Genomic DNA, 12,909 nt, shown 5'->3' with positions numbered 1-12,909 from the left:
CATGCCCTCGGTTGCCGTCCTTGCGACGGTGCCTTGGGCAGCCTGGTCGCCGATGCATGAATTTTTATAACGTAGGAGACAAACATGAACATCCCAACTGCCGGTTCGAAACCGAACGACGGCTACCTCTTCGGGCCGCGCCAGGCGTGGTTCGCCTTTGCGATGACCATCGGCCTGATGCTCTTCGACTACATCGATCGCCAGGTCATCGTCTCGCTGTTCCCGTACATGAAGGCGGATTGGGGCCTCTCGGACAAGCAGCTCGGCGCCCTGGTCTCGGCCCTCTCGATCGTCCTCGCCGCCTGCGCCCTTCCGGTGTCGCTCGTTGCCGACCGCGTGAGCCGCGTTAAAAGCATCGTGACGATGGCAACCGTGTGGAGCATCGCCTCGATCTCGTGCATGTTCACGCGCAACTACAGCACGCTCCTGGCGGCGCGCGCCGTGGTCGGTGTCGGAGAGGCCGGCTACGGTGCGGTGGGCGCCGCACTGATTGCGACCCACTTCCCCGACCGGATGCGCAGCGCGCTGATGGGCAGCTTCATGGCGGCCGCCTCCGTGGGCTCCGTGCTCGGCGTCGCGCTCGGTGGCGTCATCGCGGCGCGCTGGGGTTGGCAGGCGGCGTTCGGCGTGGTCGGCATTCCCGGGCTCGCAGTGAGTCTGCTCTACATCAAGGTGCGCGACTACCACACGGTCGACCTGGGTACGCCATCCGCGGGCGTTGCGCGCCAGTCTGCCGGCGTCCTCCGTGCGGCCTTCGGGGCAATGAAGCGGTCGCCGACGCTGCTGTGGGTGGGCATCGGGAGCGCCGTGCAACTCATCGTGCTGTCGGCGATGTGGGCCTGGCTGCCGAGTTTCCTGAACCGTGTGCATGGGGTCGCGCCTGCACAGGCAGGCGTGCACGCCGCGCTGGTCGTGCTGTGCGGCGCGCTGGGCAGCGTGGTCTGGGGCGTCGTGTGCGACATGGCCGGAAAGCGGCACCCGCGCGCCCGGGTGCTTTCGATGGGCGTGCTGTGCCTGATCTCGTCAGCCATCCTTGGCGCCGCGTTCGGACTGCCGTTGCTGGGCGTGCAACTCTCCAACCAGGCGCAGTTCGCGTTGTTTGCCCTCGGCGGCTTCTTTGCGACCTGTACCGCCGGCCCTTCGGCTGCCATTGTCATGAACGTCGTTCACCCGGGTTTCCGTGCCACGGGTGCCTCGATCCTCGGCTTGCTCCAGAACCTGTTCGGCATGGCGATGGGGCCGCTCATTGGGGGCGTGCTGTCCGACGCCTTCGGCCTGCAGACGGCATTGGCGGTGACACCGCTGTTCGGGATCGCTGCCGCCTGGCTGCTGGTGATCGGTTCCCGCACCTACGAGCGCGATGCCGGGCGGGCCGCAAGCCCGCTGGTCGACGAGCCAAGCCTGCCAGACGCGCGACTTGCAGTTTGAAGACGCCGAAGACGATCGAGCACGGCATCGGCAGCGAGTCGGATCGGCAAGCCCATCCAGACCCTGTGCCGGCGACGTGCCGACCGCGATACAGCACACCAACCAGAGCCACCGATGCCCTCTCCGTCCACACCTGGCAGCGCAAACCCGCTGGCGCGCCGCTCCTACTTTCAAATCATGCTGCTGCTGGGCAGCTTGGGCACGCTGAACATCCTGTGGTCGGACATGCTGTTTCCGGGAATCAAGTCCATGCAGGAGGACCTGGGCACTTCGGCCGCCGCCGTACAGCAAACCGTCTCGCTGTACTTTGTGGCCAGTGCCTTCATGTGCCTGTGGCATGGCGTGCTCTCGGACGCCTGGGGACGGCGCAAGCCACTGTTCATCGGGCTGGCCGTGCTGGTGCTGACCTCGCTGCTGAGCCTGCTGGCCACCCGCATCGAGCACCTGTGGATTCTTCGCGCCGTGCAAGGTCTGGTCGTAGGCCTGGGCCACATCCTGTGCCGCGCTGTCATACGCGACCTGCACAGCGGCGAGGTCGCACAAAAGATGATTGCCCACACCACCCTGGTGCAATCGGCCGGCACCATCATCCTGCCAATGCTCGGGGGCTGGCTGACCTGGATGTGGGGCTGGCGTGCGCTGTTTGCGTTTCTCAGCGCGGCGGGCGTCATCATGCTGCTGGTCTATGCGCGCAAGCTGCCTGAAACCCTGCCCCCCGCACGACGCCAAGCCATACGGCTGGACAAGCTGTGGCACAACTACCGCTTCGTGCTGGGTTCACCCTGGTTCATGCGCCTGACCGTGGCGCACTCCTGCAACTGGGCGGCCATGTTTCTCTATGTGGCGGCGGCCCCGCAGCTCTTGACGCATTTGCTGGGGCGGTCCCCCACCGACGTCTACCTGGTCTTCACCCCCATGATGGCGGGGCTGATTGCTGGCTTTCTGTGCCTGCCGCGGCTGGTGCAACGCTGGGGCACGCAACGCACCCTGTACCTGGCCTATGCGGGATTTGTCGTCGTCAACGTGCTCAACACCGCGCTGGCCGCGACGGTGCCGCCCGGGCTGATCCATCTGCTGCCGGTTGCGGCCTGCGCCTTTGTGACAGCCGTGTCCATGCCGCTGCTCGTGGGCCATGCGCTGCATCCTTTTCCTGACAATGCCGGGCTGGCCGCTTCCTGCCAGATGTTCCTTCAATACGGCATGATGGCGGTGACGGCGGGGCTGCTCGCACCCTTGCTATGGGATTCCCTGTGGCACCTGGCCCTGGGCTGTGCCGCACTCACCTGCATCGGCATGACATTGCTGCTGTGGCAACGCTACGCCACGCACAAGGCGCACAAGGCGCAAGAGGCAGGCGCCATCCGGGTCTGATGCGCACACGTTGACGACATGTGAGACGTGCCCGGCTGATGTGCTCTTCGGTGTCACTCACAGAAGCGCACGATCAGCGGCGTAGAGCGAGGGAGCGTCGCAAGATATTCGCCTCGGTGAGGATCGCGTCCCCGGCGAACTCCAACAGCTTGACAGAGCCACGCGCGGCGTCCTCGTTCCCGTGCCCGCACGCATCGGCGACGATCACGGGAATGAAGCCGAGATCTGCAGCGTGTCGGGCGGTAGGCTCGATGCCGATTTCCATGGCAAGGCCGACGATCGCGATCGCGCGGATGCCACAGTCACGCAGCGCAAAGGACAACGGCGTTCCTTCGAACGCGGACATCGCAATCTTGTCGAAGATGGGCTCGCTTTGAAGCGGCGCGAGCTCAGGGACGATCTGGAACCCTGGCGAGTCGCGCAGGAACCATGGCTGCACGTCGTCGGGGCTGTCGAGACGTTGCCAGCTCATCGCCATCCGATACTGGAACGAACCCATAAACGCGCGCGGCAAGGACAGGTGCCGCGTGAAGCACACGCGCATCCCGGCTTCGCGCGCGACGGTCAACACGTCATGCACGCGCGCAGTGAGAGCGGCGCCGTCCGACACCTGGCTGACGATCCCGACTTGCATGTCGTACACGAGCAGAGCCATGTCCCTGGGATTGCAGACATCGTCGAGCGTGCGCGGGATGGTGAGACCGAATGCTTTTTCCATCGCGTTTCTCCTGGGACAAGCTGGCAGGCCACCGAGGGTCATCCATTGCATGCATGCAACACGCTCTGGTCTCCCTTCGGCCACCTCGGCTCCGAGTCTTGCACGTTTTCTGCGCACCTGCAGGAGTTCCAGAGACTGACCGCCGCCCTAGACGCGGCGAGCTCCCGCCGCAGCGGCTACCAACTAACGCGCGAGCCGGTATCTGTGAGGCAGGTATGCGCAAGCACGTTTCCGGCGGCGTCGGTGATCTGACCATTTACCGCGCCTGTGAAACTGTTTTCATCCGCAGACAAGGTGCGCGTTCCCTTTGACTTCTGCATGCCGACGAGCGTGCCGTCAGGGTTGAAGCGATAGAACACCAGCGTAATGGTGTAGGTCTGGCCGGACTCGCGCTTCCAGGTTCCCATTGAAGCGCTTGTCAAGCCAGGAGGGGAATTACTTCCATATGAAGCCGTGCCTCCGATGTTGAACATGGACAATCCCTTGAAGCTGGCAAGCGCGGCGCCGGTATTGCAGTCTCTGACTGTCGCCGTCGAATCCCAAACACCGATGATGGCCTCCGGCACCGGCGCGCTTTTTTGAGTGCCCTCGTCTGCGGCGAAAGCATTGCCGTGGATCAACAGCATCGTTGCAGCGACCGATACGCTCACGCGGGTGAATGTATAGCGGGCACAGGGCTTGGTCATGAGCCGACTCCTGGAGTTGAGGGTCGCCGAATTTCAAACGTTTTTCAGGAATCTTTCAAGACGCCTCAAGCCTGTGACGACCCTGGCGCAAGCGTGCTCAACACTTGACGGAGCAAGTTGCTTGAGGCGGCGCGGAAGGTCGGAAGGTCCGGTGCTTTTCGGCTGAATGCGATGGCACTCGAGAGCGCCTGCGGGCAATCCGTTGGTGACGGCTGAGGGCCCGAAGCTCCCCGGCGACGACAGGCTACAGTCGGCCGAGGTCGTGTGGAAACAGCTTCGGTGCGAGTAAGTATGCCGAATTAGCGATCGCGAGGCCATCATCGGCGTCACGAAGTCATCCAGTGGTCTCGTCGCAGAAACGGGCGACTTGGCACGCGTCTGAGTCGCCGAGAGCGTTGCAACGGCCATTGAAGAGGCTCACGCCCCCAGCAGCCTGATTGCCTTCATCGTTTGACTCATACCCAGGATCGCGATCATGCGCTTCAGGTTGTAAGCCAGCACGTGCAGGCTCATTTCCGTGTTCACGTGCGGCAGTGTCTTCATGAGGAAATGGGTTGAACCCATCCAGTACTTGAGCGTGCCGAACACGTGCTCCACGGTGCACCTTCGCAGCGTCATCGCGACAGGTTTGCGATCAAGACGTTGCTGGACGCGCTCGAGCACCGCCTCGTGCTCCCATCGACGGATACGTCGGTAGTCGCTGGGCGTGCACTGCTCCTTCATGGGACACCTGGGGCAAGCGCTGGTCCAGTAGAGGCGCGCGTTCAGGCCATTTCTCTCGATCGTGCCGAATCTGAAGATGGCCCGCTCCCCCGCTGGGCACTGATACTGGTCATCCTTCGCGATATAGATGAAGTCGCTCTTGTCGAAGCGCCCCTCGGCCTTCGCGTTCGAGGTCATCGGCTTGGGCACGTAGGTCGTGATGCCCGCGTCCTCGCAGGCCTTGAGCTCCGTCCCATTGAAGTACCCTCGATCGGCCAAGGCCTGCAGCTTGGCCTTGCCCATCGCCTCGCGCGCATCCAGCGCCATCTTGCTCAGTTGCGAGCGGTCGCTGCCGACGTTCGTGACCTCGTGCGCCACGATCAGGTGGTGCCTGGCATCGACGGCTGCCTGGACGTTGTAGCCCACCAAGCCAGTGCCCTTGGCCTGCGAGTTCATCGAGCGCGCATCGGGATCAGTGGTCGAGCGCTGGCCGTCGGCCTCGTGCTTCAGTTGCTCTTTGGTCCGGTCCAGTTCCCGCATCTGCTCGCGCAGCTTCTTGATCTTCTCCGTCAACCGCTCGGTCTTGGCCTCGACCTCGGCCGGCTGGGTGCGATCCGCCGTCTCCATGGCATCGAGGTAGCGTTGGATGCTTTGTTCGATCTGCCGCTGGCGCGCCTCGATCTTGCCGGCGGTGAAGTTTCGGTCTCGACTGTTGACGGCCTTGAACTTGCTGCCATCGATGGCCACGATGGCGTGCGAGAACAGCTTGAGTTCTCGGCACATGCCGACGAAGCGCTTGCAGACGTTGCGGATGCCGGGACCGTTGTCGTGGCGGAAATCGGCGATGGTCTTGAAGTCCGGCGTCAGACGGCCGGTGAGCCACATCAGCTCGACGTTGCGCTGCGCCTCGCGCTCCAGGCGGCGGCTGGACTGGATGCGGTTGAGGTAGCCGTAGATGTAGAGCTTGAGAAGCACCGCCGGGTGATACGAAGGGCGGCCGGTCGCCGCTGGCTCTACACCTTCGAAGCCCAATGCTTGAAGGTCGAGTTCCTCGACGAAGACGTCGACGACTCGCACCGGGTTGTCCTCACCGATATAGTCATCAAGGCATTCGGGAAGAAAAGTCACCTGCTGTCGGTCTTCGCCCTCGATGAATCGCTTCATGGCCACCTCGCTCTGACGGGTTGGCAGATTTTATTTTGAGTGAGACGATCAACGAAGCGTTTTCACACAGGCTCGGCCAGAACCCGTCGTTCGTCGCCCGCGCTCAATTCGCCCGATAGCCGACGTTGAGCCGGCTCCTCCACAATTTTGATGAGGTTTCATTCGCAGCAATGTGCAGCCCGGCCTGGCCCATGCGGTCGCGGCAGTTGCTGTGGCAGGATGCGGGGCCAAAACCAGCCGTTCGCCGCCGCGCTCCGTTCGCAGCAAACTGCCCTATGTGATGCACGCCAACCATGACCACAGCACTACTTGTTATTGACGTCCAGCAGGGCCTTTGCGAAGGCGAGCATGAGGCCTTCGAGTCGCAGCAGGTTATCGGTCGAATCAACCAGGTGTCGGCGAAAGCCCGTGCCGCCAGCGGCGTGGTTGTCTTCATCCAGCACGAATCGAAGTCTGATTACCTCGAGTTCGGAACGGATGCATGGCAGCTTGCCCGCGGCCTTCATGTTGAGGCAACGGACATACGCATGCGCAAGACGACGCCTGATTCCTTCCATCGCACGGAGTTGGAGCAGGTGCTCAAGAAGCACTCGGTCACGGACCTTGTGGTTTGCGGAATGCATACGGAGTTCTGCGTCGACACCACCACGCGCAGGGCGCTCGCGCTGGGATTTCCTGTCACCCTGGTTGGTGACGCGCATACCAGCGAAGGCAATCGGCACCTATCCGCACCCCAGGTGATTCGGCATCACAACGAAACGCTCGCCAACATCAGCAGCTTCGGGCCGAGGGTTCTGGTCGTTTCAACCGAAGATTTGCGCGTTGAAGCTTAGTATTCGGCCGGACAGCCTCGGCGGACGAACGAACCTCGAAGCGATAACGGATTTCAGGGGCGCCCGCTGCCCTTCCGACGGGGACTAGGTCGGAGGTCAGTGAGGAAAGGGTTCGCGCCAGGCTGGCAGCTCGTTCAGCCGTGCGTGCCACCGCTGAACAGCCGGAAACTCGTCAAGTGGAAGATGAATCTGCTTGGCGTAAGGCAACGTCACGGCAGTTGCAAAGTCCGCCACGGTCAGCGCGCCCCCTACCAAGTAGCTGTTCTGGGCCAAATGGGCATCAAGGACTGCGGCCGCGTCTCGGAAATGACAGGTGGCGAATTCGACTGCAGCCGTGTCGGGACCCCCCAGCCCAATGGCCGGCTTGATGTGGTTCTCAAAGTAGAGAGTTCCGGCGTGGCGCGTAAAGTGCTGAGCGTCCCAGCTAAACCATCGAAGCACGTCGATTTGCCGTTTGTCATGCGGCCAGAAGTCCCCGCCCGCCTCGTCCGACAGGTGGCACATTATCGCGTTGGCCTCCCACAGCGTCGTTTGTCCGTCCTGCAACACAGGGACGCGCCCATTCGGATTGAGCCTCAAGAAATCCGCCTTCTTGTGCTCACCTGCTTGGAGGTCCACTCGAACGAACTCAACTGGGGAGTTAAGGTATCGAGCAGCAGCGCACGCTTTTCTCGGGTTCATGGTCTCGCTGTAGTACAGCCTCATGGCGTCACCCCCTCGGCCAGGTAGTTGACGAGCCGGTCGAAGCTTTGCGACCAACCTTGTGAATGCCCATCGCGTGATGCGGAGGTCTCGAAGAGCGTTTGGTGGAAATTCATCAGCGTCTGGCCATCGCTCTCCGTCAGCGTCACGGTTATGAGGGTCTCCGGCCCGGCGGGGTTACCTGATGCGTCGGTCCAACAATGCGTCATTACAAGACGCTCAGGCGCTCTGATTTCGCGATAGACGCCCTTGACCCAGTGGTCCACGCCGTCCGGCGCACGCAAACAAGCGCGATACGCGCCTCCAACGCGGAGGTCCATCTCGTGGTGCGGAGTCGTGAATCCCTGCGGCCCGGACCAGCGCGCCAAGTGCGCGGGCTCGGTCCAGGCCTTGAACACCAGGCTACGCGGGGCCTTGAATGTGCGCGTCAGTGACAGTTCCCTCTCGGAACTTGTGTCAGCGGCGCTTCGCTGTGTGAGGTGCATCTAGATTCTCCTGTTGCTGAAGTTCGTCCAAATATTCATCGAGGCGCCCAAAGCTCTGGTCCCAGAACTCCCTGTAGCCGTCCAGCCAATCGGCCATCTGCTTGAGCGGCTCGGGGGCGAGGCGGCACGGACGCGACTGCGCAACTCTTCCGCGCGTTATCAGCCCCGCCTCCTCCAGGACCTTGAGATGCCTCGAAACCGCGGGCTGGCTTAGCTTGAAAGGTCTGACGAGCTCCGTCACATTGGCTTCGCCCAGAGCAAGGCGCGAAAGGATTGCCCTGCGGGTGGGGTCCGCCAGTGCTGCGAACGCCGCGGTAAGTGCTTGTTCTTGCATAACCAACTTGTTATATAACGCGTAGATTATCCTAGAAGGGCACGCGCGTCAATGGTTTGCCTCGTGAGACCTTCGGCAACGCCCGGGTGCGTTCGGAAGGTGAAGACCATGGAGGCGAGGAAGTGACAGCGGTCGAACAATTGCAGTCATCCAATGCGGCCATGAGCGGAAGTCCCGCCTCGTCCTCCTTCCCGTTTCGTTTAAGCTTGGTCGACCAAGGTTGCGGAGGATTTCGTCATAGTCCGTGAGGATGGCAAGAAGCAGTGGGCATACATGGGCAGGCCGCTATACGGCAAGCCTGGCGACCGAACAGGCGACGGCTTCCGTGCCGGGACGTGGCATCTGGCGCGGCCGTAGCTATCCGCCAACGTCGGCGCTCTGGTCGAGATTCCGCATGTTGGGCTCAAAGAGGTTCCACACTGGGGAAAACAGAGAGAGCGACCCCGCCGTCCCGCTCCCGCTTGACGTTTTCAAACCGTAATCGGGTTGCCCGAAGCGGAAGTCGAAAATACCCTCGCAGGGCGCCACATCGGTGTGCTACGGCAAGCAGGACTGCGCGTGATCTTTAGTCTGAGGCCTTGGCCTTGGCTGCCTTGGGCCTGAAGATGTGCACGACCTCACCATGCCCGAGCATCTCCACCAGCTTGGCGATACGCCTTGCACGCGTCTCCGGCTTGACCGCCGTCTGCACGCGCCATAGCACAGCGTAGCGGTTGGACGCACTGATCGTCGCGAAGAAGTCCTTCGCCTTGGGGCTTGCCTCCAGCGCGGCCTGCAGGTCGTCCGGCACGCTGGAGGTGCGCGCGCTGTCGTAGGCCTTGCCCCAGCGGCCGTCAGTCTTCGCGGCGTCGATCTGGGCCTGCCCCGCGGGCTGGATGCGTCCGGCCTCGATCAGCGCGGCGACCTTGTCCACATTGATCTTGGACCAGATGCTGCGTGCGCGCCGCGGCGTGAAGCGTTGCAGGAAGTGCTGGTCGTCGAGCCCTTTCTTCTGGCCGTCTATCCAGCCCCAGCACAGCGCGATCTCGACGGCCTCGGAGTAGGTAACACTCGGCTCGCTGGCGTCTTTCTTCGCAATCTTCAACCACAGCCCGTCCGACGTGGCGTGGTGCTTTTTCAGCCACGCGTCGAAGGCCTTCGCGGACTTGAAGAGGGTCGCAGCGGTATCGGATTTCGTGCCGGGCATGTCATCGCTTCGAGAGTTCGGTCTCGCATTTTCCGTCCGCGACCAGAACGGGATGAGTGAACATCCACGATGTGGAAGACCACAGCTTTCCCGAAAGCGGATCTTTGCGACTGACCGCTGTTGGCCGACTGTAGCCGGTCGCAGCCGGAGGGCTTCGGGCCCACACCGGCTGCTCCCCTCTGCTCCAAACCGGACTGCGCAGCATTCATATCTCGATTTCTCTCGTAGCTGTAGAGGTCCGAAATGTGCGAAACATTCGACGCGTGGGGGCCGTAGCAGCAGGCCAGCGCGTAGTGGCGCAACCAGGCGACTGCTTTGGAACAGGCGGTGTATGCCGACGAGCGTCGTTGATGGTATGGAGATCCGCGCGTCGATGAGTGGCGACGACGCCCGGCAGGACGGTTCGCCGAAAAGTCGCGCTCCCATCGTTGAAAGGTCGCCCGACCATCGGCAGTGCAACGCCGCCAGCCCGCGCGGAGCGACAAAAAGAGAACAGAATGCACTCCAGCGGCCGCGCACGAATGGCCGAGTCTTCATGCCGATGAGGTGGAGGGGTGAGCAATTGAATCCGGCCTCAGCCACGCACGAGCCGTCCGGGGTAGCGTCCGATGGCGAGCGCGTGGTGTCGTTCGCCGGCTTCGTTTTCGAGCCGGCGAGGCAAGAGCTTCGCAAGGGCGATGTGTTCGTTCCGCTGTCGCCCAAGTCTCTTGCGCTTCTGCGCTATTTTCTTTCGCATGAAGGTCGCGTCCTCGGCAAAGACGAGTTGATCCCGGCGCTCTGGGGCGCCGTGGTCGTCACCGACGACTCGCTCGTCCAGTGCGTCAAGGACCTGCGGAACGCGTTGGGCGACAAGGACCAACAGATCATCAAGACCCTGCCGCGGCGCGGATACATGTTCGATGCGCGGGTGACGCCCGTCCAGCCGCCATCCGTTGACCAAGAAACGCGCAATCCGGCCCGTACAACCCGCCCTCGATGGTGGTGGTGGTCGGGTGTCGGCGTTCTGACGCTAGCCCTTCTCCTGGCAGGCGGCGCTGCCTGGTATCGGAACGCAACGCCATCAATGAACATCGACGAGGAAATCATGAACCGGCGCGCCATCGCAGTTCTTGCTTTCAACGACAAGCGCGGCAAGGCAGCGGGGTCAACGCTGGGCGATGACATGGCCGACGCGATCGGCGCCCGCCTCGTGCGCACGGGTGCGCGGGTGATCGGCCGCGCGGCAACCGTTCATCAGGACCCGGCGACGCCCGAGTTCGAGCACATCGGCCGGGAGCAGGGTGTCCGATTCGTGCTGGGAGGACGGGTGGCACGCGACGGCGACTCGATCCGGGTGGACACCTTTCTGACGGAGATCGTCTCCGGCGCGGTCTACCGATTGCACGACGCCGAGTTCAAGAGTGAGGATGAGGCCATGCGCTCCAACTACGGTCGAGAGGTGGCGACTGCACTCGGAGCACGGTATTACGAGATTGAAACCGCGCGCGCCAGGCTCCCGGGCCACGACAAGGACCCGGTGGACGCCATAGCGCTGGGCATGCGCGACCTGGATCAGGGGACCACCAAAGGAGATTTCGAGCGAGCCCGCCAACGGTTCGAGTTCGCGGCAAACGTCGATCCGAGCTCGGTCGAGGCGTCCATTGGCCTGGGGGCGGTGCACTTGATGGAGTTCTACTCCCTCCAGAGCGAATCGCCCCGTGATGAGTTGGACGTCGCCGAGAAGGTGCTCCGGCGCGCGCTTGACCTGGGGCCGGACAATCCGCAGAACCTTGGGTCGTGGGCGGAGATGCTGATGCTCAGAGGCCGGCCCGACGAAGCCTTCTGGGTATGGCGAAAGACACTGGACATCAGCCCCGACTTCCAGAACGGGCACCTGCGGCTGGCGAACGCGCTCATCAGGCAGAGTCGCTTCGCCGAGGCCCAGCAGCACATCGACAAAGTCACCGACCTGCGGCCCTATCAGACGCGGCGGCAGCAGTCCCTCAACCAAATCCGGGCCGATGCCGCGTTTGCGCAGGGGCGCGACGACGAGGCCTACGAAATCCTGAAGAAATGGTCTGCGGAGTTTCCGAACAACGGAAAGCCCTACCTCATGCTCGCCGCGATCGATGCGCTGCACGGCAGGGATGCCGCCGCCGCGGCCAACATGGCCAGCCACCGTCAGATGCTGCCCCTGAGCAACATTGCCTACGTCGTTCTCACTTACCCGTCGAGCGACCCGACCTTTCTCGCACAGCGCGCGAGGCTGGTTGACGGCCTTCGAAAGGCGGGGCTTCCGGAGGGCGGCAAATGAAAAAAACTCGAGCGATCGCAGTGCTTGGCGCGGCGCTTTTCGCCGTCGCTGCACACGCGCAGCCACATTTGCCGCTTATCCCGGGGTCCTTTCCGTCGATGGTGTTTGCTCGCGACATCGAGGCCACGCCCAAAGGCGGAGAGACGGTGAATTTCCGATCTCGCCAAGCAGGCCCGGCAGATCTCTTGATCCCGGCCATTCTCTTCAAGCCAGCGGGCAAGCCTCTGGGTGCCGTGGTCATTGTCAATTCGCCGAGCGGATGGAGCGACGCCCGGGAGGGCCACTACGCCCGATCGCTGAGCTCGGCCGGGTATGCCGCGCTGGCCATCGACACCTATGGCCCGCGCGGCATCGCGAGCACGCAAGCGGACAACACGCAACTCAGCACCTTTGCACAAACGCAGGACGCCTTCGCCGCGCGGAAATACCTGATTTCGCTTGGCTATCCGCCCGACCGAGTGGCCATCATGGGGACCGGGCGCGGTGGAACGATCGCGCTCCTTGCTGCCGACCGAACGTTCCTTCATGACGAAAAGGAGCGCTTTGCGCTGGCAATTGCCGTCACTGCGGGATGCCTCTTTCACCCGCGTGAACCCCGAGCAGGCGCGAGGATATTCATGGCGCTCGCAGAAAGGGATGACATCACCGGCGTCAAGTCCTGTGAAAAGCTGGCGAACGAGTACGAGGCGGCAGGCGGCAAGGTCGTCGTCAAGATCTACAGCGGTGCGGCGAATGGCTTCGACGGGCACCCCGTGATGAATCGGATGATTCGCGATCCGTTGATGGAAACCTTCGTGAACTGCTACGTGTCGGTCGAGCCAGACGGGCGATCGACCTACAACGGCAAGATCTTCGCGGAAAACGACTCGGGCTCGTTGATCATGGAGATGCGGAAGTCCTGCATCCAGCACGGCGGATCGGGGTGGACCAATCCCACGCGCAAGGCCAACGTCACGCTCGACCTGATCGAGTTCCTGGACGCCAACTTCCGGAACTAGCCGCGACGA

The 12,909-nt window shown here is 62.8% G+C and carries 13 protein-coding genes; 6 read left to right on the top strand and 7 right to left on the bottom strand.

The annotated features are described in order from the left end of the window. The first annotated feature begins 84 nt into the window (after nt 1-84). Nucleotides 85-1,428 carry an MFS transporter gene (locus AC1DYD_RS10785; RefSeq protein WP_478172724.1) on the top strand — a complete coding sequence of 448 codons (1,344 nt, stop codon included), beginning with the start codon at nt 85-87 and terminating at the stop codon, nt 1,426-1,428. 177 nt (nt 1,429-1,605) lie between these two features. Continuing rightward, nucleotides 1,606-2,799 carry a multidrug effflux MFS transporter gene (locus AC1DYD_RS10780; protein ID WP_478172723.1) on the top strand — a complete coding sequence of 398 codons (1,194 nt, stop codon included), beginning with the start codon at nt 1,606-1,608 and terminating at the stop codon, nt 2,797-2,799. A 73-nt stretch (nt 2,800-2,872) separates the two neighbouring features. On the opposite strand, the gene AC1DYD_RS10775 is transcribed toward AC1DYD_RS10780, so the two are convergent. From AC1DYD_RS10775 to AC1DYD_RS10765, 3 genes are all read right to left on the bottom strand, one after another. Then, complete coding sequence (locus AC1DYD_RS10775; RefSeq protein WP_478172722.1) at nt 2,873-3,517, bottom strand: cysteine hydrolase family protein; 645 nt, start codon at nt 3,515-3,517, stop codon at nt 2,873-2,875. A 176-nt stretch (nt 3,518-3,693) separates the two neighbouring features. Then, nucleotides 3,694-4,203, bottom strand: a complete 510-nt coding sequence (locus AC1DYD_RS10770) for a hypothetical protein (protein ID WP_478172721.1) — start codon at nt 4,201-4,203, stop codon at nt 3,694-3,696. A 417-nt stretch (nt 4,204-4,620) separates the two neighbouring features. Continuing rightward, nucleotides 4,621-6,069: an IS1182 family transposase gene (locus AC1DYD_RS10765; protein WP_478172720.1), complete on the bottom strand. Its 1,449-nt coding sequence runs from the start codon at nt 6,067-6,069 to the stop codon at nt 4,621-4,623. Nucleotides 6,070-6,362: 293 nt separating this feature from the next. Here AC1DYD_RS10765 and AC1DYD_RS10760 point away from each other — a divergent pair, with 293 nt between their 5' ends. After that, nucleotides 6,363-6,902 carry a cysteine hydrolase family protein gene (locus AC1DYD_RS10760; protein WP_478172719.1) on the top strand — a complete coding sequence of 180 codons (540 nt, stop codon included), beginning with the start codon at nt 6,363-6,365 and terminating at the stop codon, nt 6,900-6,902. A 96-nt stretch (nt 6,903-6,998) separates the two neighbouring features. Here the strand turns inward: AC1DYD_RS10760 and AC1DYD_RS10755 are convergent, their stop codons facing one another. Genes AC1DYD_RS10755 through AC1DYD_RS10745 form a run of 3 tightly spaced genes read right to left on the bottom strand, consistent with a single transcriptional unit; the run spans nt 6,999 to nt 8,423 of the window. Further along, a complete protein-coding gene (locus AC1DYD_RS10755; protein ID WP_478172718.1) occupies nt 6,999-7,607 on the bottom strand; it encodes a glutathione S-transferase family protein in 609 nt (202 codons plus the stop codon). Next, nucleotides 7,604-8,089: an SRPBCC family protein gene (locus tag AC1DYD_RS10750; RefSeq protein WP_478172717.1), complete on the bottom strand. Its 486-nt coding sequence runs from the start codon at nt 8,087-8,089 to the stop codon at nt 7,604-7,606. The genes AC1DYD_RS10755 and AC1DYD_RS10750 overlap by 4 nt, the downstream gene beginning before the upstream one ends. Beyond that, nucleotides 8,061-8,423 (bottom strand): ArsR/SmtB family transcription factor, encoded by a 363-nt coding sequence (locus tag AC1DYD_RS10745; RefSeq protein WP_478172716.1) that lies wholly within the window; start codon nt 8,421-8,423, stop codon nt 8,061-8,063. The genes AC1DYD_RS10750 and AC1DYD_RS10745 overlap by 29 nt, the downstream gene beginning before the upstream one ends. A gap of 237 nt (nt 8,424-8,660) precedes the next feature. Here AC1DYD_RS10745 and AC1DYD_RS10740 point away from each other — a divergent pair, with 237 nt between their 5' ends. Next, nucleotides 8,661-8,780 (top strand): hypothetical protein, encoded by a 120-nt coding sequence (locus tag AC1DYD_RS10740; RefSeq protein ID WP_478172808.1) that lies wholly within the window; start codon nt 8,661-8,663, stop codon nt 8,778-8,780. Nucleotides 8,781-8,988: 208 nt separating this feature from the next. Here the strand turns inward: AC1DYD_RS10740 and AC1DYD_RS10735 are convergent, their stop codons facing one another. Then, entirely contained in the window at nt 8,989-9,609 is a 621-nt protein-coding gene (locus AC1DYD_RS10735; protein WP_478172715.1) for a YdeI/OmpD-associated family protein, read from the bottom strand. 331 nt (nt 9,610-9,940) lie between these two features. On the opposite strand from AC1DYD_RS10735, the gene AC1DYD_RS10730 reads away from it, so the two are divergent. Further along, nucleotides 9,941-11,902: a winged helix-turn-helix domain-containing protein gene (locus tag AC1DYD_RS10730; protein ID WP_478172714.1), complete on the top strand. Its 1,962-nt coding sequence runs from the start codon at nt 9,941-9,943 to the stop codon at nt 11,900-11,902. After that, nucleotides 11,899-12,900 (top strand): dienelactone hydrolase family protein, encoded by a 1,002-nt coding sequence (locus AC1DYD_RS10725; protein ID WP_478172713.1) that lies wholly within the window; start codon nt 11,899-11,901, stop codon nt 12,898-12,900. Before AC1DYD_RS10730 ends, AC1DYD_RS10725 begins: the two co-directional genes overlap by 4 nt. Nucleotides 12,901-12,909: the final 9 nt, after the last annotated feature.

The organism is Variovorax sp. P4_B11 (assembly GCF_056402355.1).
Note: the sequence above shows the minus strand (reverse complement) of the source record. Positions and strands in the feature narration are given on the sequence as shown.